Genomic DNA, 23926 nt, shown 5'->3' with positions numbered 1-23926 from the left:
CCCACCGGACCACCCCGGACTCCCCACCGAAGGACCCTCATGGCTGAACTCCTCTACCGCCTCGGGCGTGCCAGCGCGCGCCGCGCGCGGACCGTCCTCGCCGCATGGCTCGCGGTGCTCGTGCTCGCCGGGGCGGCGTTCGTCGCGTTCGGCGGCTCGCTCGCGAGCAGCTTCTCCATCCCGGGCACCCCGACCGCCGAGGTGACGGAGCGCCTGCAGACGGCGCTCCCGGAGGCGTCGGGCGGGAGCGGCACCGTCGTCTTCGCCACGGAGGACGGCTCGGCGTTCACGCCCGAGCAGGAGGCGGCGATCTCCGACCGCCTCGCCGCGGCCGAGGAGGTCGACGGCGTCGAGACGGCCGTCGACCCGTTCGCCACGCAGGCCGAGCTCGCGGACCAGCGTCAGCAGGTCGAGGACGGCCGCACCCAGATCGAGGCCGGGCGCACGCAGCTCGAGGACGGTCGCACGCAGCTCGCCGCGGGCCAGGAGCAGCTCGACGCCGCGCGGACCCAGCTCGACGAGGGCCAGGCCCAACTCGACGCGGCACGCGCGCAGGCCGAGGCCGCGGGCGCGCTCGACCAGGTGGCGCCCCAGCTCGACGCGCAGCAGGCCGAGCTCGACGCCGGGCGCGCCGAGCTCGACGCCCAGGCCGCGGCGCTCGACAAGCAGGTGACCGCGCTGGAGGACCAGAGCACGACGCTCGAGGAGCAGTCCGCCCAGCTCGAGGCATCCGCGCCGCTGCTCGAGATGGCGTCGGAGATCCGCATGGTGTCCGAGGACGGGAGCGCCGCCGTCGCGAGCGTCGCGTTCACCGAGCCGAACATGAGCATCGAGCAGCAGACCAAGGACGACCTCGTCGCGGTCTTCACCGACGATCCCGTGGACGGCGTCCAGACGGACTTCTCGTCCGACATCACGCAGGGCGTCCCCCAGGTCTTCGGCGTGGGCGAGGCGATCGGCCTCGTCGTCGCGGCGATCGTGCTGGTCGTCATGCTCGGCACGCTCGTCGGCGCCGGGCTCCCGATCCTCACCGCGCTCATCGGGGTCGGCATCGGTGCGCTCGCCGCGATGTCGCTCTCCGGCGTGGTCGAGATGTCGTCGGTGACCCCCGTGCTCGGCCTCATGCTCGGGCTCGCGGTCGGGATCGACTACTCGCTGTTCATCGTCAACCGGCACCGCCGCCAGCTCAAGCAGGGCGACGACGTCCAGGAGTCGATCGCGCTCGCGAACGGCACGTCGGGCAACGCCGTGGTGTTCGCCGGCGCCACGGTGCTCATCGCACTCCTCGCGCTCAACGTCACCGGCATCCCGTTCCTCGGCCTCATGGGGACCGTCGGCGCGCTCTGCGTCGCGATCGCCGTGCTCATCGCCGTCACCCTCACGCCCGCCCTGCTGAGCATGATCGGGACGCGCATCCTCAGCCGCCGCGAGCGCGCCGCGCTCGCCGGGACCCAGGCTCCGGGCGAGCCGGGCGCCGCGACCGACACCGCGCCGTCGGGCACGACCGATCTGGACGGGACGAAGCCCGTCCGCCCGATGTCCACGCTGCGCGCCGTGGGCACGGCGATCCTCGCCGTCGTGGCGCTCGGGGTGATCGCGCTCCCCGCGCTCGACCTGCGGACCAACCTGCCCGACGGGTCGTCGGAGGCGCACGACTCCACGCAGTACCGCGCGTACTCGACGATCGCCGAGCAGTTCGGCGAGGGCACCAACGGCCCGCTGCTCGTCGTCGCCGACCTCCCGGGCGAGCCCACCGAGGCGGAGGCGCTGGAGTACCAGGTGCAGGTCGCCCGCTCGCTCTTCGCGCTCGACGACGTCGTCGCGGTCGCCCCGATCGGGACCTCCGCGGACCGCACCGTCGCCGCGTTCCAGGTGATTCCCGCCGAGGGGCCCACGAGCGCGTCGACGGAGGAGCTCGTGCACGCGCTGCGTGACGTCGAGGCCCCCGACGGCACGGCGTCGCTGGGCGTCGCCGGCTCGGCCAGCGGCAACATCGACATCTCCGACAAGCTCGCGCAGGCGCTGCCGATCTACCTCGCGGTCGTCGTCGGGCTGTCGCTCGTCATCCTCGTGCTGGTGTTCCGGTCGATCTTCGTGCCGGTCGTCGCGACGCTCGGGTTCATCCTGTCCTACTTCGCCGCGCTCGGCGGGGTCGTCGCGATCTACCAGTGGGGCTGGCTCTCGGGGGTGTTCGGCGTCGAGACGCCGGGCCCGATCCTCAACTTCCTGCCCACGATCCTCGTCGGCATCCTGTTCGGCCTCGCGATGGACTACCAGCTCTTCCTCGGCTCGGGGATGCGCGAGGCGTACGCGCACGGCGCCCCGGCGCGCGTCGCGATCGTCCAGGGCGTGCGCGCGGGCCGGGCCGTGGTGACGGCCGCGGCGATCATCATGATCTCCGTCTTCGGCGGGTTCGTGTTCTCGCACAGCGCGATGATCCGGCCCATCGGGTTCGCGCTCGCGTTCGGCGTGCTGGTCGACGCGTTCGTCGTGCGGATGCTGCTCGTCCCGGCGCTCATGCACCTCGTGGGCGACAAGGCGTGGTGGCTCCCCCGCTGGCTCGACCGCGTCCTGCCCGACGTCGACGTCGAGGGCGCCGCCCTGGAGCGCCGCCACCCGCACCACGAGACCCCCGTCGATTCCCCGGAGCCCGCACGCAACTGACCGCACACCACCCCCGTGCGCCGAACCCGGGGTTGCTCCCGGGTTCGGCACCGAACCGGGGAGCAACCCCGGGTTCGGCGTCAGGGGCGGGGCACGTGGACGGTCGCGACGATCGCGCGGTGGTCGCTGCCGGGCACGGGCAGGGAGGCGACGTCGGTCACGACGTTCTCCCGGTCCGTCACCACGTGGTCGAGGTTCAGGACCGGCGGCACCGTGCCCGGGCGCGGCGACCACGACAGGTCCAGACCGCTTCCCGACGCGCGGCTCGCGTCGTGGAACCGCTCGCCCAGCAGTCGCCGGAACGTCGCGTGGTCGTGGGTCGCGTTGAAGTCGCCGACGAGCACCTGCGGGAGCGGGTTCGCGGCCGCGCGCTCGGCGAGCGCGGCCGTCTCCTCGCCCCAGACCCGCACGTACTCCGGGATCGGCGGGATCGGGTGCACGGCGGTGACCCGCACGGGCACGCCGTCGACCTCCACGGTCGCGGACGGCATCGCGTCGTTGGAGAACGGCTCGAGGTCGACGTCGTCGAGCGGCAGCGCGCTCCACAGCCCGCTGCCGAGCGCCCCGGACCCGACCTTGGCGTCGGCGCCGTACGGGAGCACGTCCTCGATGCCCGCCGCGACGAGCCGCTCGCGCAGGTCGGTCGTCAGCTCCAGCACCGCGAGCACCTGGACGTCCTGCTCGCGGACGAGGCGGACCAGCGCGTCCGCGTCCGCCGACCCGAGCCACGCGTTGGCGCCCATCACGCGCAGCGACGCCGCGTCGTCGGGCGGCGCCGGGCCGGGCACGAACGCGGGCACGAGCCACACCGCCTGGGCGGCGACGCAGACCGCGAGCAGCGCCGCGAGGACCCACCGGCGCGCGACGAGCGTGACCACGAGGCCGCCGACGGCCGCCGCCGCGACGAACGGCGTGAATCCGACGACCTGCGCGAGCGGCGTCACCGCGTCGTACGGCACCGCCCGCACGAGCGTCAGCAGGACGACCACGACCGTCCCCGCCGCCAGCAGGACGGTGAGGACCGGACCGCCCGACCGCCGTCGGGCCGTGACGCGCGCGGACGGAAGGCGCGTGGTCGCCGAGGTCATGCCCGGACTCTGACACCGTCGCGGCGCACGCGGCGACCCCCCGCGCCGCCTCGCCCGCCGACCTCCACGAAACCCGCCCAGCATGGCGCCCCCGGTCCGCCGAGCACGACATGAGGGTCGTTCTCGGGCGGAGAACGACCCTCATGTCGTGCTCGACAGCGGGCTGGGTCGTGGTCGGCCAGGGTCCACGGACGACGACGCCCCGGTCACCTGGGCGGTGACCGGGGCGGTGGTGCGGGTGTCAGCCGAAGATGGACGGCAGCGTGCCGCGGAAGGCCGCGTCCGCCTCGCTGAGCGGGACGGTGAACAGGCCCGCGACGTCGAGCGCCTCGCCCGACTCGGCGACGGCGCCGGGCTCGGTGCCCGTCTCGCCGATCTTCAGCACGGGGACGCCGCGCGCGACGCACGCGTCGACGAGCTTGGACTCCTCGCCGCGGGGCACCGCGACGAGCGCGCGGGCCGTCGACTCGGAGAACAGCGCCTCGAACGGGGTGACGCCGTCGCGCTCGGTCAGCGCGTCGAGCGACACGGTGGCCCCGACGCCGAAGCGCAGCGACGCCTCGAGGAGCGCCTGAGCGAGCCCGCCCTCGGAGAGGTCGTGCGCGGCGGACACGAGGTCGTCGCGGCTCGCGTTGACGAGCACGCCGGCCAGGGCCTTCTCCGCCGCGAGGTCGACCCGCGGGGGCACGCCGCCCAGGTGGCCGTGCTCGACGTCGGCCCACGCCGACCCGTCGAGCTCCGCACGCGTGGTGCCGAGGAGGTAGATGCTCTCCCCCGTCTCGCGCCAGCCCGACGGCGTCGCGTGCGCGACGTCGTCGAGCACGCCGAGCACGCCCACGACCGGGGTCGGGTGGATGGAGGAGTCGATCTGGCCCGGCTCGCCGGTCCCGTTGTAGAGCGACACGTTGCCGCCCGTCACCGGCACGCCGAGCTCGCGGCACGCATCCGCGAGGCCCTCGATCGCCTCGACGAGCTGCCACATCGAGTCGGGGTCCTCGGGCGAGCCGAAGTTGAGGCAGTCGGTCACGGCGAGCGGGCGGGCGCCCGTCGTCGCGACGTTGCGGTACGCCTCGGCGAGCGCGAGGCGTGCGCCCGTGCGCGGGTCGAGCTTGCCGTAGCGGCCGTTCGCGTCCGTCGCGAGCGCGACGCCGAGGCCGGTGGACTCGTCGACGCGGACCACGCCCGAGTCGTCGGGCTGCGCGAGCGCGGTGTTGCCCTGGACGAACCGGTCGTACTGGTTCGTCACCCACTCCTTGGACGCGAGGTTGGGCGACGCGAGGAGGCGCAGGGCCGTCGCGCGGAGCTCGTCCCCGCTCTCGGGGCGGGCGAGCGCGTCGGCATCGACGGTGCGGGCGTTGAGCCCGTCCTGCCACGACGGGCGCGCGTACGGGCGGTGGTAGACCGGGCCCTCGTGCGCGACGGTCCGCGGGTCGACGTCGACGATGCGCTCGCCGTGGTGGTCGATCGTCAGGCGCCCGGAGTCGTTGACCTCGCCGATCACGGCAGTCTCGACGTCCCACTTGCGGGTGATCGCGAGGAACTCGTCGAGCTTGTCGGGCGCGACGACCGCCATCATGCGCTCCTGCGACTCGGACATGAGGATCTCGCCCGCGTTGAGCGTCGGGTCGCGCAGCAGGACGTCGTCGAGCCACACGTGCATGCCGCCGTCGCCGTTCGAGGCGAGCTCCGACGTCGCGCACGAGATGCCGGCGGCGCCGAGGTCCTGGATGCCCTCCACGACCTGCGCCGCGTACAGCTCGAGGCAGCACTCGATGAGGACCTTCTCCATGAAGGGGTCGCCCACCTGGACGCTCGGGCGCTTGGCGGGCACGCCGTCCTCGAACGTCTCCGAGGCGAGGATCGAGGCGCCGCCGATGCCGTCGCCGCCCGTGCGGGCGCCGAACAGCACGACCTTGTTGCCCACGCCCGAGGCGTTGGCGAGGTGGATGTCCTCGTGGCGCAGCACGCCGAGGCACAGCGCGTTGACGAGGGGGTTGCCCTGGTACGAGGAGTCGAAGACGAGCTCGCCGCCGATGTTCGGCAGGCCGAGGCTGTTGCCGTAGCCGCCGACGCCGCTCACGACGCCGTGCACGACGCGCGCCGTGTCCGGGTGGTCGACGGCGCCGAAGCGGAGCTGGTCCATGACGGCGACGGGGCGCGCGCCCATCGAGATGATGTCGCGCACGATGCCGCCGACACCCGTCGCGGCGCCCTGGTAGGGCTCGACGAACGACGGGTGGTTGTGCGACTCGACCTTGAACGTCACGGCCCAGCCGTCGCCGATGTCGACGACGCCTGCGTTCTCGCCGATGCCGACGAGCAGGTGCTTCTTCATCTCGTCCGTGGTGGCCGCGCCGAACTTCGACAGGTGGACCTTGGACGACTTGTACGAGCAGTGCTCGGACCACATGACCGAGTACATCGCGAGCTCCGCGGCCGTGGGGCGGCGCCCCAGGATGTCGCGGATGCGCTGGTACTCGTCGGGCTTGAGGCCGAGCTCGGCGAACGGCTGGACCTCGTCGGGAGTGGCGGCGGCGTGCTCGACGGTGTCCAGCGTCGGTCCTGCGGCGGGACGAGCGTCGGAGCGTGCGGAAGCCTGGGGTGCGGGGGCGGTCATCGTTTCCCTCGGGTGGGCGCTGATGCGGGGAGCGCACGACGGCGCGGGGCCCAGTCTACCGGCGGGTCGCCGGGCCTCGTGGTCCCGTCCGCCCTCCGGTCGGCGTCCCCGTCGTCCCGCGTCCCGGTCCCGTCCGGGGCACCACGCGGCGGCCCCAGCAGGCGGGTGTCAGGAGACGAGGCCGACGACGACCCCCACGACGCCCAGCAGCGGCGGGACGAGCTGCACCAGCGCGGCGCGCGCCTTGGACGGCGACGAGAGGATCAGCACGAGCCCGGCGGCGACCATCGACCCGGCGCCCGCGAGGACGAGCGTGAGGCCCACGTCGTGCCGGCCCGTCGCGTACAGGACGATCCCGAGAACGACGAGCACCGCGAGGAACAGGTTGTAGAAGCCCTGGTTGAACGCGAGCTCCTTCGTCGCCGCGGCCTCCTCGCGCGACGTGCCGAAGGTCGCGCGCGTGCGCGCGCTCGTCCACGTGAGCGACTCCATGACGAAGATGTACCCGTGGATCGCCGCGGCGACCCCCGCGAGCGCCAGCCCGAACCCGATCATCCTCGGCCCCTCCCGGTCCGCGAGGCCGCACGGTGCACGACCTCCCGCCGGCGTGCCGGCCCGGGTCGCTGCCTCAGCGGTCCTCAGCGTTCCACAGGAGCGGCTCCGCCGCCGCGAGCGCCACGGCCAGCGCGCCGAGCACGAGCCCGACGCGCGTGTGCGGGAGCCGGACGCCCCGTGCGCGCAGCCGCTCCCCGCGGCGGTAGACCCACTTCTCCCCGGCGACGGCGAGCGTCGTCGCGAGCGCGACTCCCCCGATCGCTCCGGCCGCGACGACGCCGGGCGGGACCGGTGTCGGCTCCTCGCGTTCCGGCACGTTCGTGTTGTCCTCGCGCGCGGCGCCGTCCGCCGGCTCGGCCCCGGGGCCGCCGGTCGTCCCGGTGCTCGCCGCCGCGACGTGGTCGCCGGCGTCGTCGGGCGACCGGACGGCGTCGCGCAGCGACCGGACGCCCTCGCGCGCGTCGCGACCCTCCGCGGTCGAGGTCACCGTGAGCACGGCACCCGCCGTCGCGACCGCGGTCTTGGCGAGCGCACGGGCCCAGCGCGGCCGGACGACGTCGGGCACGGCGTACCAGGCGACGGTCATCAGGCCCGCGATCGCCACGGCGCGCGGGTCGGCGGACCGCCGGGTCGGCTCGTGCTCGGTCATCGGGCCCCTTCGTCGGACGGGTGCGGCGCTGACGCGCTCGCCGACCTCAACGGACCACGCGCCCACGAAGTTCCGGCGGCGGACCCCCCGCCCTTGGCGCCGCCGAACCCGGGTTCTCTCCCCACGCACGGCCGAGGGTGAGGAGCGATCCCGGGCTCGGCGCCTGGTCAGGGCGCGACGGCGCGCAGGCGCTCGCGGAGGTAGCGGACCGCGGGGGCGTCGGTCATGGTCGCGCGCCACACGACCGTCACCGGGCGGGTCGGGACGGGCTCGCGCACGGGGACCGCGACGACGTCGGACGGCAGGGGGCCCCGGCCCAGTCGCGGGACGAGCGCGACGGCGAGGTCGTGCGCGACGACCTCGACCTGCGACGCGAACTCGAGGCACCGGAAGTCGATGCGCGGGACGCGCGGCTCGCGCGCGAACATGTGGCAGAACCACTCGTAGCAGATGGTGCCGTCGGGCGTGCAGACCCACGTCTCGTCGAGCAGGTCCGACGGCGTGAGCGCGGCCCGCCCCGCGAGCGGGCTCGACGCGTGCACGAGCACGTCGGCCTCGTCGCGGAACAGCTCCTCGGCGCGCAGGCTCGGCGGGAGCGCGAGGCCGACGCCCTCCCAGTGGTGCACGAGCGCGAGGTCCAGGGTCCCCGCCGCGACGGCCGCGACCGCGTCCCACGGCTCGGTCTCCTCGACGACGAGCCGCAGGTCCGGGACGTCGTCCCGCACGCGCGCGACGAGCGGCGCGACGACGCCGCGCACCGCCGTCGAGAACGACCCGAGGCGCACGGTCCCCGTGGGGCGGGCGCCGGCGTCGTGCAGACGCGCGCGGAGCGACTCGACCTGCTCGCGCAGGGCGCGTCCCTCCTCGACCACGCGCCGGCCGGCGGCCGTGAGGACGACGCCGCGCCCCTCGCGGTCGAGCAGGCGCGCGCCGAGGTCGCGCTCCAGGCGCTTGACCTGCTGCGAGACGGCGGACGGCGTGTACCCGAGGTCGCGCGCCGCGGCGTGCACGGTCCCGGTGCGTTCGACGGCGAGCAGCGCGTCCACGGCGGCGAGGTCGATCATGACCCCAGGCTATCGGAAAGCAGTGCTTCCGAGAACTGTGCACGATCGTGCGCTGGACGTGCACGATGGCCAGGGCGCACCCTCGTACCCATGCCCCTGCGCTCGTCCCTTCTCGCCGTCCTCGTCGCCGTCCTGTGGGGCGTGAACTTCGTCGTCATCGACCTCGGCCTGGGCGACGTGCCGCCCACGCTGTTCGTCGCCCTGCGCTTCCTCGTCGTGCTCGTCCCGGCGATCTTCCTCGTCCCCCGGCCCCGCGCGCGCTGGCGGGACGTGCTGCTCGTCGGCACGTTCATGAGCCTCGGCCAGTTCGGCCTGCTCTACACCGCGCTCGCGCTCGGCATGCCCGCCGGGCTCGCGTCGCTCGTGCTCCAGGCGCAGGTCGGGCTCACCGTCCTGTTCGCCGCCGCCGCGCTGCGCGAGGTGCCGACGCGCTCGCAGCTCGTCGGCGTCCTGGTGGGTGCCGCCGGGCTCGTCGTCGTCGGCGCGGGGCGCAGCGCGTCGACGCCGGCGCTCGCGTTCGTCGTGACCCTCGCCGCCGCGGCGTCGTGGGCGGTGGGCAACGTCGTCGCGCGCCGGGCGGGCCGACGCGACCAGGGCTCTACCTCGGCCGACCAGGGCTCTACCTCGGCGGGCCGGGGCGTTCCCTCGCGGCCCGGGCTGGACGGGTTGTCGATGACGGTGTGGTCGGCGCTCGTCGTCCCGGTCCCCATGCTCGGGCTGTCGCTCGCGCTCGACGGGCCGGACGTCGTCGGGCACGCGCTCACGCACCTCACGCTCGCCCCGGTCCTGTCGACCCTGTACACCGCGTGGCTCGCGAGCCTCGTGGGCTACGGGATCTGGAACACGCTGCTCGCCCGGTACCCGGCGTCGGCAGTGGTGCCGTTCACGATGCTCGTGCCGCCCGTGGGGATGCTCGCGGCGTGGGTCGTGCTCGACGAGGTGCCGAACGCGGCCGAGCTGCTGGGCGGCGTCGTGCTCCTGCTGGGCGTCGCGACGACGACGGGCGTCCTGCGCCGACGTCCGCGTCACGCCACCAGCGCACGCCCGACGTCCGCCGAGCCCGGGATCACTCCCCACCCGCCGGCCGACCTGGGGAGCGACCCCGGGTTCGGCGGGCCGGAGGCGACACGCGCGCGTTCGCGCTGACACGAGGCCGCGGCCGGGGGTTCCATGGAGGTTCGGGACGTCGAGACGCGAGGGAGCCTCTCATGAGCCAGACCGCGGGTCGCACGGAGGAACGGCAGCAGCCGGAGCTCAAGCGGGTCATGGGGCCCAGGCTCCTGCTCCTGTTCATCGTCGGGGACATCCTCGGCACGGGGGTGTACGCGCTCACGGGCCAGGTCGCGGGCGAGGTCGGCGGGGCGGCGTGGCTGCCGTTCCTGCTCGCGTTCGTCGTCGCGACGATCACCGCGTTCTCCTACCTCGAGCTCGTCACCAAGTACCCGAGCGCCGCCGGCGCGGCGCTCTACACGCACAAGGCGTTCGGCATCCACCTGCTGACGTTCGTGGTCGCGTTCATGGTCATGAGCTCGGGCATCACGTCGGCATCGACGGCGTCCAACGCGTTCGCCGGGTTCGTCTCCGACGGCTTCGGGCTGGCCCTCCCGACGGGCGGCGACGGCAGGCTCCTCATCGCGCTCGGCTTCATGGCCCTCGTCGCGCTCGTCAACTTCCGGGGCGTCGGCGAGAGCGTCCGGGCGAACGTCGTGCTGTCGCTCGTCGAGTTGTCCGGCCTGCTGCTCGTGATCTTCGTCGGGCTGTGGGCGACGACGCAGGGCCGCGCCGACTTCTCCCGCGTCGTGGTGTTCGAGAGCGCGGACGACAAGAGCGTGTTCCTCGCCGTGACGGCCGCGACGACGCTCGCGTTCTTCGCCATGGTGGGTTTCGAGGACTCGGTGAACATGGCCGAGGAGTGCAAGAATCCCGTGCGCGACTTCCCGCGCATGATGCTCACCGGGCTGTCGATCACGGGCGCGATCTACGTGCTCGTCGCGATCACGGCGGTCGCGCTCGTGCCCGTCGGCGACCTCGTGGACGACTCGAAGGGGTCCGCGCTCACGCAGGTCGTCGCGGCCGGGGCGCCGAACCTGCCGTTCGACACGATCTTCCCGTTCATCGGCATGTTCGCAGTCGCGAACTCGGCGCTCATCAACATGCTCATGGCGTCGCGCCTGCTCTACGGCATGGCGAACCAGGGCGTGCTGCCGCGCGCGTTCGGCCAGGTGCACCCGTTCCGCCGGACGCCGTGGGTGTCGATCCTCGTGACGACGGCCATCGCGTTCGCGCTCATCGTGTACGTCGTGCGGCAGTCGGGGACCGAGGCGGGCACCAACGCGATCGCGCTGCTCGGCGGCACGACGTCGCTGCTCCTGCTCGTCGTGTTCACGATCGTCAACGTCGCGCTCCTCGTGCTGCGCCGCGACCGCGTCGACCACCAGCACTTCCGCACCCGCACGTGGCTCGCGGTCCTCGGCGCGCTCACGTGCGCGTACCTCGCCGGCCCGTGGGCGCGCAGCGCCGAGCAGCAGGAGCAGTACGTCATCGCGGGCGCGCTCGTCGGCCTGGGGGTCCTGCTCTCGTTCGTCACGTGGCTGTACAACCGCTCGGTGCGGCACCGCCAGATCGCGTTCTCCGACGTGTCGCGCCTGGAGGACGAGGTCCCGGACGAGTCCGACGACGACGGCTCCCGGTGAGCGACGACGTCCGCCCGGGGCCGTGGGCCTCGGGCGGACGTCGTGCGCGGCGTCAGGCCGAGCGCTGGCGGGTGCGGAAGGCCTGCGTCGCGAGCCAGCCCATGACGACCGCCGCGAGCGCGAGCAGCCCGAGCCGACCCCACACCACGCCCCAGTCCGGCGAGGCGGCGAGCGCCTCGCGCCCCGCGACGACGGCCCAGTCGAACGGGTTGTACCGCGCGACGTCGGCCACCCAGTCCGCGGACAGCCGCGTGTCCATCACGGCGGACGACAGGAACATGAGCGGCAGCGTGATGAGCTGCGAGATGCCGATGAGCGCCTCCTGCTGCCCGGTGAGCAGGGCCATGGCGTTGCTCAGGGCCGAGAAGAGGGCCGTGAGCAGCACGACGGCGAGCAGCAGCGCGAGGACGCCGAGCGTCGTCTCGCCGGGCGTGCTGCCGAACCGCGCGCCGCACAGCCACGCGACCGCGAGCACGACGAGCGCCTGCCCGACCGCGATGACGGCCTGGTAGATCATCGTCGACGCCATGAGCGCGCCGCGCGACGCCGGCGACGTGAGGAAGCGGTCCATGACGCCGCGGTCCATGTCCTGCACGTACGACGTCCCGGCCCACGCCGCCCCGAACATCGCCGTCATCATGACGACGCCGGGCGTGATGAACTCGAGGTACGTCCCGCCCGTGGAGAACCCGGGGATCTCGACGACCGCCTGGAAGAGCTGGCCGAACAGCAGCAGCCAGATCATGGGCTGCACGAGGTTCATGACCATGAACACGGGGATGCGCGCGCCCTGGCGCAGCGCCCGCGCGGTGAGGAGCCCGGTGTGCACGACGGCGGTCATGCCGCCACCCCCTCGACGGTCGCGCCGGCATCGGCTCCCGGGCGGCCCCCGGCCGGCGCGTCCGCGGAGGACTGCGCGGCCGTGAACGTGCGGCCCGTGTGCCGCAGGTACACGTCGTCGAGGCTCGGGCGCGCGAGCGTCGCCGACGCGACGGGGAGCCCCGCGGCGTCGAGCGCGGTGAGGACGGCGGGCAGCGCGACGGCGCCCGAGTCGGCCCGGGCGCGCAGGGTGCGGCCCTCGACGTGCACGTCGCGGACTCCCGCGCACCCGCGCGCCGCGGCAGTGACGCGGCTCGCGAGCGCGGCGCCGCCGTCGGGCCCGCCGCTCCCCGCTCCGAGCGCCGCGGGCGCGAGCTCGACGACGATGCCGTCGCCGCGCAGCTCGTCCTTCAGCGCGTCGGGGGTCCCCGCGACGGCGACGCGTCCGTGGTCGACGATCGCGAGGTTCGCGGCGAGGCGGTCGGCCTCCTCCAGGTAGTGCGTGGTGAGGAGGATCGTCATGCTCTCGCGCGCGGTCATGCGCTCGATCTCCGCCCACATCTCGGCGCGCGCCTCGGGGTCGAGCCCGGTCGTCGGCTCGTCGAGGAACAGGACCTGCGGCCGGTGCACGATCCCCATCGCGACGTCGAGCTTGCGCGCCATGCCGCCGCTGTACGTCTTCACGAGGCGGTCGGCCGCGTCCGCGAGGGAGAACCGGTCGAGCAGCTCGGTCGCCCGGGTGCGGGCGGCGCGCGCGCCGAGGCCCTGGAGCCGGCCCGCGAGGACGAGGTTCTCGCGCCCGGTGTCCATGGGGTCGGTCACGGGCTTCTGCGCGACGTAGCCGATCGCGCGCCGCACGCGCTCGGGCTGGCGCGCGACGTCGATGCCGGCGACGGTCGCCGTGCCCGAGTCCGCGCGGCTGAGCGTCGTGAGGATCTTGGCCGTCGTCGACTTGCCCGCGCCGTTGGGGCCGAGCAGGGCGAACACGGTCCCCGCGGGCACGGCGAACGACAGGCCGTCGAGCGCGTGCACGGGCGGGCGGCCGCGGCCGCCCGGGTAGGTCTTGCGCAGGTCGACGGCGTCGATCGCCGTCTCCCGCGCGCGGGTGGTGGAGGGCACGATGAGGCTCCTTGTGTCGGGAGCCGTCTCGCCGGGGGTGGCCCCTCCCGCGCGGCTAGCATGGGAGGGCCCTGGGTGACTGTTGACGCAGCAGTTCCGTCGGTTCCGGCGGGACGACTCGGGCTCGGTGGTCCGGATGTTGGCGCATCCGGGCCACCACTCTTTCTCCGTCCGGCGCGCGCCCTCGTCGGGCGCGCGCCGGTGGTTCAGGGGGTGAGGTCGGCGGGCAGGTGGCGGCGCACGACCTCCTCGATCTCCTCGGGCGAGGCACCCGCGGCGCGCAGGCGCGCCATCTCGGCCCAGCCGTCCTGGCCACCGACCTCGCCCGCCTCCAGGCGTGCGGCGAACCGGTCGATCCACGTGCGCTCCGCGCGCAGCATGGCGAGCCGGTAGTCGGCCTCGACGAGGAAGATCTCGGGCAGTCCCGCCGCCGCAGCGCCGGCGAGCCCGGCGTCGCGCGTGCGGATCTCGTTGTCGAGCGACGCGAGGCGCGCGCGCAGGAGCGCCGCGACCTCCTCGGGCGAGAGCATCGCGATGAGCGACAGCCCCGCCTCGACGTCCGGGTACTCCTTGGACGGCACGGCGAGCAGCTCGCGCAGCCACGCGGCCGCCTCGACCTTGCCCGCCTCCGTGATCTCGTAGACGACGCGCTCGGGCCGGTTGCCCTCGCGCTCCGAGTGCGACGGCGTGATGAAGCCGTGCTTCTCGAGCGACTTGATGACGGAGTACAGCGAGCCGAAGTTGAGCCGGATGCTGTCGTCCTTGCCCCGCTCGCGCAGGGTCGTCGTGATCTCGTACGGGTACATCGGTCGCTCGGCGAGGCTCGCGAGCACGGCGAGCGCGAGCGGGTTGGACACGGGACGACGGGACATTGCTCACCTCCGAATACTTGAGTCAGAGTATTCGATATCGGTTGTTCGCGCAAGAGTCCCCTTCCCCCCCGGTCGACCGTGCCGGTCGCCAGCCGTCCGGGCGTCGGGGCGGGCGGCTCGCATGCTCGGCGCGGCGGACCCGCCTGGTCGCCGCCGACGCAGGGCTCGACGACGGTCGTCGCGCATGATGGGTCCATGCAGATCCGCGTCGCCGCCTACGCCGTGATCGTCCGTGAGGACGGGAGGATGCTCCTCCCCCACTGGAGCGAGGGAGGCCGCGACGGGTGGACCCTGCCCGGCGGCGGCATCGACCCCGGCGAGCACCCGGAGGCCGCGGCCGTCCGCGAGGTTCGCGAGGAGACCGGCTACGACGTCGAGCTCGACGGCCTGCTCGGCGTCGACAGCATCGTGATCGACGCCGAGGACCGGCTGCGCGCCGAGGACCGCGACCGGTCGCTCCACGCGATCCGGATCGTCTACCGCGCCCACGTGGTGGGCGGCGGGCTGCGCGTCGAGGAGGACGAGTCGACCGACGACGTCGGCTGGTTCACGCCCGACGAGGTCGACGCGCTCCGGCGCGTGGGGCTCGTCGACCTCGGCCGGCGCTGGGCGGGCCTGCTCCCCGTGCCGTCGTGACCCGGCCCTGCCGTGCCGGTGCGCGGCGCCACCCCCGTGCGACGACGCGGGCGCTCGCCACCGGCGTCCTCGCGCTCGTCGTCCTCGCCGGGTGCACGCCCGACGACGGCACGTCCTCACCGAGCCACGGCCCGGTCCCGACGACCCGGGCGGACGGCACGTCCGGCGAGCCCGGCGAGCCCGGCGACGACGGCACAGCAGAGGCAGGTGGCGACACGACCGCGGACCCCACGGTCGTGCGGGTGCCCGTCGGCTCGGCGACCGTCGAGGTCGCGGCGCCCGCGCTCGCGTCGACCGCGGAGGGCGAGGGTGCTCCGGCCGCGACCGTCTCCCCGGGCGAGGAGGGCGCGTCGGACGTCTCGCTCGTGCTCGCCGACGCCCCGGCTCTGGTCTCCGTCGAGGGCGGCTCGCTCGTGCGTCACGCGGACGGCACCCTGACCGTCCTGGACGACGCCGGCACACCCGTTGGCGGGCTCGACGCCCCGCGCGTCGCCGGTCCGCCCGCACCCGACACCCCCGGCGTGCGGGTCGCGCTCCTGGATGCCCACCGCGCGGAGGTGACGCTCGCGCCCGCGACCGGGACGCCGTCGGGCACCACGCCGGACGCCTCGTCCGGTGCCGACGAGACGAGCGGGACCGACACCGGCCCGCCCGCGGCCTGGGACGTCGTCGTGACGCTGGGCACGCAGGCGGTGCGGAGCACCGACTGGGGCGAGCGCGAGGGCGGGCGGTCGCTCGCCGTCGACCCGACCGCGTGGGCGCGCGCCGCAGGCCAGGCGGGCCAGGAGCTCGTCTGGGCGCAGGTCGTCGCCGCCGAGCCGGAGGCCGACACGCCGACGATGCACGACCAGCTCGTGTGCCACGCGGTGGGCGCCCCGGACAAGGCGACGTGGAACCTCGAGCCGTGGCGGCCCGACGTCGGGCTGCTCGCCACGATGGCCGCGCGCTGCAACCCGACCTGACCGGCGGCGCCCGTGCCGCGCCGAGCACGACGTCGCACGCGGTCGAGCACGACATGGGGGTCGTTCTCGGGTCCAGAACGACCCCCATGTCGTGTTCGGCGGGATCGGGGACCGGACGGGCCGGGGACGGCAACGGCCCGGGCGGCACGACGGCTGGTGGACGTCGTGCCGCCCGGGCCTGACCTCGGCGGCGGTACCGCTCCGCCTGCTGCGCCGAGGACGTTCCGGGGACGGGCCGGTCAGGGGCCGGCCGCCATCAGGTCAGCGGGCCTGCGGGCCGCCCTTCGCGGCCTTGCGCAGCGACTTCTCGCTCCGCGGCTCGTCGCCGCTCGCGCGCAGGCGCCGGTAGTAGTCGCGCGCCTCGTCCTGGCGCTCCTTCTCGATGCCGGTCGCGATCGTCGCGCGCAGGTGCTCGGGGCCGTACCCCCACGCGTCGACGAGGTCCTGCGCGTGCGGGCGCAGGCGGTCGATGAGGCGGTCCAGGTAGCTCGTGACCGTCCGGGCGCGCTGCGTCGAGAGACGACCGTTGAGCAGGTACCACGCGAGGTGGCGCTCGACGAGGCTCAGGCCGAACAGGTCGCGCACGGTCGTGAGGACCTCGCGCGTGCCCGCGTCCTCGATCGTCTCCAGCGCCTGCGTGAAGGCCTCCCAGCGCAGCAGCTCCGCGTGGGCCCGCGCCGCCTCGACGAGCTCGACCTGGTGGGCGTTGAAGAGGTTCGTCGCCGTCTCCGGGTCGGCCTTCTGGGCGGGACGCAGCGCCTGGGCCACGTCGGCGACCATCGTCTCGACCCGGTCGGTGAGCAGCGCGCGCTGCGTCTCGGGGTCGCGCAGGTGGCCGGCGGCGCGGCGCGGGTCGCCGACGTCGGCGAGCGCCTGCGCGGCGCGCTTGAGCGGCGTGCGGTGCAGGGCCATGTCGCCCGCGCGCTCGACGACGACGCGCGCCATCTGGCCCGGGGTGATGCCCTTGAACTGCTTGCCGTAGTCGGCGAGCAGGCGCTTGGCGACGAGCTGGAGCAGCACGGTGTTGTCGCCCTCGAACGTCGCGTAGACGTCGAGGTCGGCGCGCAGGCTCGTGATGCGGTTGGCCGTGATGAACCCGGCCCCGCCGCACGCCTCGCGCGTCTCCTGGAGCACGTCGAGCGCGAACCGCGTGCTCGTCGCCTTGAGCGCGGCGGCCGTCGTCTCGAGGTCCTCGCGCTGCTCCGGGGTGTCCTCCTCGCCGGAGAACACGGAGTGGAACAGGTCGAGCAGGCGGTCGTGCGCGAAGTGCGCGGCGTACGTCTCCGCGATCGGCACGATCAGGCGGCGCTTGTGCGTGCCGTAGTCGAGGAGCACGACCTCCTCGGTCGCGGTCGCCCCCGTGAACTGGCGGCGCTCGTTCGCGTACCGCACCGCGATCGCGAGGCCGAGCTTCGAGGCCGTCACGGCGGCGCCGTCGAGGGACACGCGCCCCTGCACGAGCGACCCGAGCATCGTGAAGAACCGGCGTCCCGGGCTCTCGATCGGGCTCGAGTACGTGCCGTCGGCGTCGACCGAGCCGTAGCGGGCGAGCAGGTCGGTGCGCGGGATCCGCACGTGGTCGAAGTGCAGGCGGCCGTTGTCGATGCCGTTGAGCCCGCCCTTCTGGCCGTCGTCCTCGCCACCCACGCCCGGCAGGAACGGCAGGCGCCCGAGCTCGTCGCGCTCCCCCTCGACGTCGCGGATCGGCACGTAGAACGCGTGCACGCCGTGGTTGACGTTCTTCGTGATCAGCTGCGCGAACACGACCGCCGCGACGCCGTGCACGCCCGCGTTGCCGAGGAACTCCTTCCACGCCCCGCGGAACGGGGTGTGGATGACGAACTCCTCGGTCTCCGGGTCGTAGGTCGCGGTGGTGCCGATGCTCGCGACGTCGGACCCGTGACCGATCTCCGTCATCGCGAACGCGCCGGGCACCGAGAGGTCCATCGCACCCGGGAGGAGGCGGTCCTGCTGCTCGGGCGTGCCGAGGTGCAGGATCGCCGCACCGAACAGGCCCCACTGGACGCCCGCCTTGATCTGGAGCGACGGGTCGGCCGCGACGAGCTCCTCGAACCCGGCGAGGTTGCCGCCCGCGTCGTCCGCGCCGCCGAGGCGCTCGGGGTACCCGCGCCAGACCTGCCCCTTGCCGACGAGCAGGCGCATCTGCTCCAGCACGCGCTCGCGGTGCTCGCGCAGGGTCAGGCCCTCGATGCGCTGGAACGCCTCCTCGCCCGCGGTGGCGCGCGCCGTCGCGCGCAGGTCCGCCCACCGGCCGAGCAGGAGCTTCTCGAGGGAGGCGACGTCGACGCGGGCCTCGCCGTGCGGCGTCGCGCTCGCGTCACCCGTGGTCGACGCGCGCTGCGCGAGGGCGGGACGGTCGGACGTGGCGGTCATGGGATCTCCTTGAGTTCTGAGGCGGTCGCCGGGTGCTCAGGGCGGTCGGTGGCGGGGCGGACGCCGTCGCGACGGGTCGCGGGCGACGTGCGCCGGTCGCCGTGGGAGCGGGGGGTGCCCGGGTTGTGGGAGAGGACGCCGACCGGCCCGGCCCAGAGCCAGGCGGCGACTCGCTCGGTGAGCTGCTCGCGGTCCGGGACGTCGGCCCGGTCGCGGTGGCCGAGCCACCACTCCCCGGCGCCCCGCACGAACCCGACGGCGCCCGCGGCCCAGGCCGCGGCGTCGGCGGGAGAGACGTCGGTGACGCGCGCGAACGGCTCGGCGACGAGCTCGATCACCGAGTCGAGGAACGCCGCGAGGGGTGCGCGGCTCGCGCCGGTCGTCCCGTTCGTGAGCCCGCTCGCGGCGAGCTGCGCGGCGGGCTCCTCCGTCCCCGCGACGGCGCTCGTCCGGGTGACGAAGTAGTACACGTTCGGCGAGCTCTCGATCATCTCGAGGTAGACGCCGACCATCGCGCGCAGCGCGCGCTTGGGGGTCTCGGCCGACTCGGCGGCCTGGGTCAGCGCGTCGTGCATCTGCCCCACGACGGCGGAGCCGAGCGCGACCTGCAGTCCCGTCTTGTCGTCGAAGTAGCGGTAGATGATCGACTTCGACGTTCCTGACGCCGCCGCGATCTCGTCCATGGAGACCCCGGGGCCCCCGCGGTGCACGGCCTTGCTCGCCGCCCGGATGAGCTCCGCGCGGCGCGCCGCCCGGTGCTCGTCCCAGCGGGTCGACCGGCCGTCCACCGCCGCGCCCGGCTGCACCCGTCCTCGGGTGGCCGCTCGCGCGTCGGCACCTGTGTTCACGTCGCCCTCCGTTGCGCCCGACCTCGATGTCGTCGGTGCCTGTTCCGCGGCACCGCGTCGGGCAGGGCACGGCCCTGTGACCCGACTCACGAAACCGAGAGTATCAGGTACTCTTGGTATTGGACACCAGCCGGCCCTCTCCCCTCGCCTCCGCGCGGCGTCGACTGCGGCATCGCCGTCGACCTCGCACAGGGGCCCCTCCCCGGGCCGGACCGACGCAGCGCAGCGAGCACGGACAGGAAGTGAGGCACAGTGGCCAACCGCACCAGCCCCCGCCAGACCCCCGAGCAGGCCCCCGAGCACGTCCCGGCGACCAGCACCCCGGGCGCCCCCCGCGACGCCTGGGTCGTCGGCGGGAACCGCATCCCGTTCGCCCGTGCCGGCAAGAAGTACTCGTCCGCGAGCAACCAGGAGATGTTCACGGCCGCGCTCGACGGGCTCGTCGCGCGCTTCGGCCTCCAGGGCGAGCGGCTCGGGGAGGTCGTCGGCGGCGCCGTGCTCAAGCACTCGCGCGACTTCAACCTCGTCCGCGAGTCCGTCCTCGGCTCGTCCCTCTCCCCCGAGACCCCCGCCTACGACCTCCAGCAGGCCTGCGCGACCGGCCTCGAGGCGACGATCGCCGTCGCGAACAAGATCCGGCTCGGCCAGGTCGAGTCGGGCGTCGCGGGAGGCTCCGACACCGTGTCCGACGCCCCGATCGCCGTGAGCGAGGGCCTGCGTCGCGCGCTGCTGGAGGCGAGCCACGCCAAGACGTTCGGCCAGCGCGTCAAGGCGTTCGCCAAGGTCCGCCCCGCCGACCTCGCGCCCCTGACCCCCGCGACGGACGAGCCGCGCACCGGACTGTCGATGGGCGAGCACCAGGCGATCACGACGGCACGCTGGGGCATCGAGCGCGAGGCGCAGGACGAGCTCGCGCTCGCGAGCCACGAGCACCTCGCGGCCGCGTGGGACGCCGGGTTCTTCGACGACCTCGTCACCCCCTTCCGCGGGCTCCTGCGCGACGACAACCTGCGCACCGACTCGTCGCTCGAGAAGCTCGCCGCGCTCAAGCCCGTGTACGGCAAGCGCCTCGAGGGCGTCACCCCGACCATGACCGCGGGCAACTCGACGCCGCTGACCGACGGCGCGTCGACCGTCCTGCTCGCGTCGGCCGACTGGGCGCGCGAGCGGGACCTGCCGCTCCTCGCGCGCGTCGTCGACGCCGAGACCGCCGCGGTCGACTTCGTGCACGGCCACGAGGGCCTCCTGATGGCCCCCGCGCACGCCGTCCCGCGCCTGCTCGCGCGCAACGGCCTCGCGCTCGGCGACTTCGACCTGTACGAGATCCACGAGGCGTTCGCCTCCACGGTCCTCACGACGCTCAAGGCCTGGGAGGACGACGAGTACTGCCGCACCGAGCTGGGTCTCGACGGCGCGCTCGGGTCGATCGACCGCGCTCGCCTCAACGTCAACGGGTCCTCGCTCGCCGCGGGCCACCCCTTCGCCGCGACCGGCGGCCGCATCGTCGCGACGGCGGCCAAGCTCCTGGCGCAGCGCACCGCCGAGACCGGGGCGCCCGCACGGGCGCTGATCTCCGTGTGCGCCGCGGGCGGCCTCGGCGTCGCCGCGATCCTCGAGTCCGTCCCCGCGACCGACGCCCCCGCCTGACGGCTCCCGACGACCCGAGAGGAACCACCGTGACCGACTCCTACGTCCAGGCCGTCAACTCCGGCTTCACGAAGACGCTCGCCAAGAAGCTGGGCCTCCCGCGCCCCGCGGTCCTGCGCCGCTTCCGCGCGGGCGACCCGCTCACCGTCGGGCCCGTGCTCGTCCTCGGCGGCACGCCCGGCGTGCGCGACGACGCCGACCGCGTCGCCGAGGCCCTGCTCGCCTGGGACCTCGACGTCCGCCAGACCCCGGACGACACGACCCGCTGGGGCGCGGTCGTCGTCGTGCTCAGCGAGATCGAGCGCCCCGAGGACGCGTCGGCGCCCGTCATGGCGCTCTCCGCGACGCTGCGCCGCCTCGCGCCGAACGGCCGCGTCGTGACGATCTCGCGCGCCCCCGCCGACACCGACTCTCCCGAGCTCGCCGCCGCCCGCGAGGGCGTCGACGGGTTCCTGCGCTCCGTCGCGAAGGAGCTGCGCTACGGCGCGACCGGCAACGGCATCCAGGTGACCGACGACGCCCCCGTCGACAGCCCGAGCGTCCTCGCGACCCTCCGCTTCTTCCTGTCCGCCAGGTCCGCGTTCGTCGACGGCCAGCTCCTCCGGGTCGGCGCCGCCACGCCCGCGGACCAGGGCTCTCCCTCGCCAGACCAAGGCTCTCCCTCGGCGGACCAGGGCTCTCCCTCGGCGGGTGGGACGGCCGCCGGAGCCGACCAGCCGCTCGCCGGCAAGGTCGCCGTCGTGACCGGCGCGGCGCGCGGCATCGGCGCGCAGGTCGCCCGGACGCTCGCGCGCGACGGCGCGAAGGTGGTCGTGGTGGACGTGCCCGCGGCGGGCGAGGCGCTCGCCAAGGTCGCGAACGAGATCAGGGGCACGGCGCTGCAGCTCGACGTGACCGCCGACGACGCGGGCGCGCGCATCCTCGAGCACGCCCGCGCGCGGCACGGCGGGCTCGACGTCCTGGTGCACAACGCGGGGATCCTGCGCGACAAGCTGCTCGCCAACATGTCCGCGGACAAGTGGGACGCCGTGATCGCGGTGAACCTCGCCGCGCAGCTCCGCATCACGGAGTACCTGCTCGGCGCGAACGGGTTCTCGTCCGCGCCGCGCGTCGTGTCGCTCGCGTCGACGAGCGGCATCGCGGGCAACCGCGGCCAGGCGAACTACGCGTTCTCGAAGGCGGGCGTCATCGGCCACACGCGGGCGTTCGCGCGTCGTCTCGCCGAGGTCGGGGGCACGGCGAACGCCGTCGCGCCGGGGTTCATCGAGACGGACATGACGGCGTCGATCCCGTTCGTCCAGCGCGAGGTCGCGCGTCGCGTCGCGTCGCTCCAGCAGGGCGGCCAGCCCGTGGACGTCGCCGAGGCGATCGCGTTCCTCGCGTCGCCCGGGGCCGCGGGCGTCAACGGGCAGGTGCTGCGCGTGTGCGGGCAGAACGTGGTGGGCCGGTGACCGCCGCACCCAGGTCGCCCGACGGCGCCGCTGCCGCTCCCGCCGGGACCGCCCCCGCGCGCGTCGAGACGCTGCCCGCGATCCCGGGGCTCGGCGGGCTGTACGTGCGCGGGGTCGCGGCGTCGGGCCGGATCGCGGCGGCGCACCGTCTCCCCGGGGGCGGCGGCCGACGCGACCTCGCGCTGCCCGACGTCACGTACCGCGTCGCGGGCGTGCCGACGGGCGACGACGCTGCGCCCGGCCACGTGGGCAGCGCCGCGCACCTCGCGCGGTACGCGCGCCTCGTGGGCGAGGCCCCGTCGGAGGTGCTGCCCGCCGGGTACCTGCACGTGCTCGGCTTCCCCCTCGCGACGGCCGTCATGGTCCGGACGGACTTCCCGCTGCCGCTGCTCGGCATGGTGCACCTCGCGAACGCGGTGTCCGTGCTGCGTCCGGTGCGGCTCGGGGACACGCTCGAGGTGCGCGCCTGGGCCGAGCGGCTGCGGCCGCACCGGCGCGGGGTCCAGGTGGACCTCGTCACCGAGGTCTCCGTCGAGCGCACCGACGACGAGCGCGCGGCGGGCAGCGGCCTGCCGGCGACGACGCTCGCGTACCGCGGCGTCTCGACGTACCTCGCGAAGGGCGTCACGCTCCCGGGCGACCCGGCGGACGAGGACGCCGAGGCCACCTCGGGCGTCGACGCCTTCGTCGCGCCGCTCCCGACGGCGCGCTGGGCGCTCGGCGCCGGGACGGGCCGCGCGTACGCGGCCGTCTCCGGCGACCGGAACCCGATCCACACGTCGGGGCTCGGCGCCAAGGCGTTCGGGTTCCCGCGCGCCATCGCGCACGGCATGTACACCGCCGCGCGGGCGCTCGCCGAGTCGGGGACCCGCCGCGGTGACGCCTACGACTGGACGGTCTCGTTCGCCAAGCCGGTCCTCCTGCCGAGCACCGTCGACGTGGCGCTGCGCCCGGCGGGCGACGTGCCCGCCGCGGTGCGGGACGCCGTCGGGCAGGTCCCGTCCGCCGTACCGGACGGCGCGGGCGACCCGACGACGGGCGTCGTCTACCAGGCGTGGGACGGCAAGGGCCGCCTCCACCTCGCAGGCCGGGTCACCCCCCGCCTCTGACGCCCCGCTGCCGAACACGGGGTTGGTGTCGCTGTCGAGCGGATAGCGACACCAACCCGTCCTCGACACCACGGAGGCTCGTGCTCGGCGAGCCCGCCGATCAGGCCAGACGGGCCAGCAGGCCGTCGCGGACGGTCGGCCACTCGTCGAGCAGGACCGAGAAGTAGGCGGTGTCCTGGCGCGACCCGTCGGGCGCGACGCGGTGGCTTCGGAGCACGCCCTCGGGCACGGCGCCCAGACGCCGGATCGCGCCGATGGACCGGCTGTTGCGCGCGTCGGCCCGCAGCGCGACGCGCGCGACGCCCAGGTCCTCGAACGCGTGCCGCAGCAGCAGGTACTTGCACGCCGGGTTGGTCACTCCGCCCCACCACTCGCGCGCGTAGAACGTCGAGCCGAGCTCGATCCGGCCCTGGGAGGGCACCCACTCGTAGAGGGACGTCGACCCGCGGACGACGTCGGCGCCGTCGGTCGCGGCATCGGCCCCGGGGCCGACGACGGCGAACGCGAGCCTCCCGGGGGCGGCGACGGCGTCCCGGACGTACCCGGCCATCGCGTCGGTCCCGCTCGGAACGCGGCTGGACATGCCGGCCCAGATGCCGTCGTCGACGAGCGCGCCGAGCGCGGGCGCATGGCTCTCGTCGAGCGGGACGAGGCGGACTCCGAAGCCTTCGAGGGTGGTGTCGTGCAGCACCCGCACATCCCACCACACCCGGGGTGCCCGACCGCGTGCGAGCGACCG

The 23926-nt window shown here is 74.6% G+C and carries 19 protein-coding genes; 8 read left to right on the top strand and 11 right to left on the bottom strand.

The genetic code is table 11. The features are described from left to right. Positions 1 to 39: 39 nt before the first annotated feature. Positions 40 to 2664 carry an MMPL family transporter gene (locus ACTJIY_RS12425; protein ID WP_440674076.1) on the top strand — a complete coding sequence of 875 codons (2625 nt, stop codon included), beginning with the start codon at positions 40 to 42 and terminating at the stop codon, positions 2662 to 2664. 80 nt (positions 2665 to 2744) lie between these two features. On the opposite strand, the gene ACTJIY_RS12420 is transcribed toward ACTJIY_RS12425, so the two are convergent. From ACTJIY_RS12420 to ACTJIY_RS12400, 5 genes are all read right to left on the bottom strand, one after another. Continuing rightward, entirely contained in the window at positions 2745 to 3752 is a 1008-nt protein-coding gene (locus ACTJIY_RS12420) for an endonuclease/exonuclease/phosphatase family protein (RefSeq protein ID WP_440674075.1), read from the bottom strand. Between the two features lie 241 nt (positions 3753 to 3993). Then, positions 3994 to 6369: a phosphoribosylformylglycinamidine synthase subunit PurL gene (gene purL / locus ACTJIY_RS12415; RefSeq protein ID WP_440674074.1), complete on the bottom strand. Its 2376-nt coding sequence runs from the start codon at positions 6367 to 6369 to the stop codon at positions 3994 to 3996. Between the two features lie 168 nt (positions 6370 to 6537). Further along, on the bottom strand, positions 6538 to 6924 hold the full coding sequence (locus ACTJIY_RS12410) for a DUF1304 domain-containing protein (protein ID WP_253055180.1): 387 nt from the start codon (positions 6922 to 6924) through the stop codon (positions 6538 to 6540). 73 nt (positions 6925 to 6997) lie between these two features. Further along, the gene (locus ACTJIY_RS12405; RefSeq protein WP_440674073.1) at positions 6998 to 7573 is read right to left on the bottom strand and encodes a hypothetical protein; all 576 of its coding nucleotides are present in this window, start codon (positions 7571 to 7573) and stop codon (positions 6998 to 7000) included. 167 nt (positions 7574 to 7740) lie between these two features. Continuing rightward, positions 7741 to 8637, bottom strand: a complete 897-nt coding sequence (locus ACTJIY_RS12400; RefSeq protein WP_353707473.1) for a LysR family transcriptional regulator — start codon at positions 8635 to 8637, stop codon at positions 7741 to 7743. Positions 8638 to 8727: 90 nt separating this feature from the next. On the opposite strand from ACTJIY_RS12400, the gene ACTJIY_RS12395 reads away from it, so the two are divergent. Continuing rightward, a complete protein-coding gene (locus ACTJIY_RS12395) occupies positions 8728 to 9783 on the top strand; it encodes an EamA family transporter (RefSeq protein WP_440674072.1) in 1056 nt (351 codons plus the stop codon). A 62-nt stretch (positions 9784 to 9845) separates the two neighbouring features. Further along, entirely contained in the window at positions 9846 to 11330 is a 1485-nt protein-coding gene (locus ACTJIY_RS12390) for an APC family permease (protein WP_253055176.1), read from the top strand. A 52-nt stretch (positions 11331 to 11382) separates the two neighbouring features. Here the strand turns inward: ACTJIY_RS12390 and ACTJIY_RS12385 are convergent, their stop codons facing one another. From ACTJIY_RS12385 to ACTJIY_RS12375, 3 genes are all read right to left on the bottom strand, one after another. Then, entirely contained in the window at positions 11383 to 12171 is a 789-nt protein-coding gene (locus ACTJIY_RS12385) for an ABC transporter permease (protein ID WP_253055175.1), read from the bottom strand. After that, positions 12168 to 13268: an ATP-binding cassette domain-containing protein gene (locus ACTJIY_RS12380; RefSeq protein WP_440674071.1), complete on the bottom strand. Its 1101-nt coding sequence runs from the start codon at positions 13266 to 13268 to the stop codon at positions 12168 to 12170. The genes ACTJIY_RS12385 and ACTJIY_RS12380 overlap by 4 nt, the downstream gene beginning before the upstream one ends. Positions 13269 to 13474: 206 nt before the next feature. After that, a complete protein-coding gene (locus tag ACTJIY_RS12375; RefSeq protein WP_253055173.1) occupies positions 13475 to 14140 on the bottom strand; it encodes a PadR family transcriptional regulator in 666 nt (221 codons plus the stop codon). Between the two features lie 195 nt (positions 14141 to 14335). Between ACTJIY_RS12375 and ACTJIY_RS12370 the strand changes: the two genes are divergently transcribed. Both ACTJIY_RS12370 and ACTJIY_RS12365 read left to right on the top strand, forming a co-directional pair. Further along, on the top strand, positions 14336 to 14776 hold the full coding sequence (locus tag ACTJIY_RS12370; RefSeq protein WP_290445700.1) for an NUDIX hydrolase: 441 nt from the start codon (positions 14336 to 14338) through the stop codon (positions 14774 to 14776). Next, positions 14773 to 15738 carry a DUF2599 domain-containing protein gene (locus tag ACTJIY_RS12365; protein WP_440674070.1) on the top strand — a complete coding sequence of 322 codons (966 nt, stop codon included), beginning with the start codon at positions 14773 to 14775 and terminating at the stop codon, positions 15736 to 15738. The genes ACTJIY_RS12370 and ACTJIY_RS12365 overlap by 4 nt, the downstream gene beginning before the upstream one ends. A 261-nt stretch (positions 15739 to 15999) precedes the next feature. Here the strand turns inward: ACTJIY_RS12365 and ACTJIY_RS12360 are convergent, their stop codons facing one another. Continuing rightward, entirely contained in the window at positions 16000 to 18132 is a 2133-nt protein-coding gene (locus ACTJIY_RS12360) for an acyl-CoA dehydrogenase family protein (protein WP_440674069.1), read from the bottom strand. Further along, positions 18129 to 18980, bottom strand: coding sequence for a TetR/AcrR family transcriptional regulator (locus ACTJIY_RS12355; protein ID WP_353707469.1), 852 nt, complete (start codon positions 18978 to 18980; stop codon positions 18129 to 18131). Before ACTJIY_RS12355 ends, ACTJIY_RS12360 begins: the two co-directional genes overlap by 4 nt. 252 nt (positions 18981 to 19232) lie before the next feature. Here ACTJIY_RS12355 and ACTJIY_RS12350 point away from each other — a divergent pair, with 252 nt between their 5' ends. From ACTJIY_RS12350 to ACTJIY_RS12340, 3 genes are read left to right on the top strand one after another with little or no spacing between them, the layout of a single operon-like run. Beyond that, entirely contained in the window at positions 19233 to 20627 is a 1395-nt protein-coding gene (locus ACTJIY_RS12350) for an acetyl-CoA C-acetyltransferase (RefSeq protein ID WP_440674068.1), read from the top strand. Positions 20628 to 20656: 29 nt separating this feature from the next. Next, complete coding sequence (locus ACTJIY_RS12345; RefSeq protein ID WP_440674067.1) at positions 20657 to 22078, top strand: 3-oxoacyl-ACP reductase; 1422 nt, start codon at positions 20657 to 20659, stop codon at positions 22076 to 22078. Continuing rightward, complete coding sequence (locus ACTJIY_RS12340) at positions 22075 to 23187, top strand: MaoC family dehydratase (protein ID WP_440674066.1); 1113 nt, start codon at positions 22075 to 22077, stop codon at positions 23185 to 23187. Before ACTJIY_RS12345 ends, ACTJIY_RS12340 begins: the two co-directional genes overlap by 4 nt. Before the next feature lie 100 nt (positions 23188 to 23287). Here the strand turns inward: ACTJIY_RS12340 and ACTJIY_RS12335 are convergent, their stop codons facing one another. Then, positions 23288 to 23878: a GNAT family N-acetyltransferase gene (locus ACTJIY_RS12335; protein WP_440674065.1), complete on the bottom strand. Its 591-nt coding sequence runs from the start codon at positions 23876 to 23878 to the stop codon at positions 23288 to 23290. Positions 23879 to 23926 lie beyond the last annotated feature (48 nt).

Source organism: Cellulosimicrobium sp. 22598 (assembly GCF_052044445.1).
Classification (GTDB): Bacteria; Actinomycetota; Actinomycetes; order Actinomycetales; family Cellulomonadaceae; genus Cellulosimicrobium; species Cellulosimicrobium cellulans_G.
The sequence above is the reverse complement of the archived record's forward strand: the minus strand, read 5'-3'. Positions and strand labels throughout refer to the sequence as shown.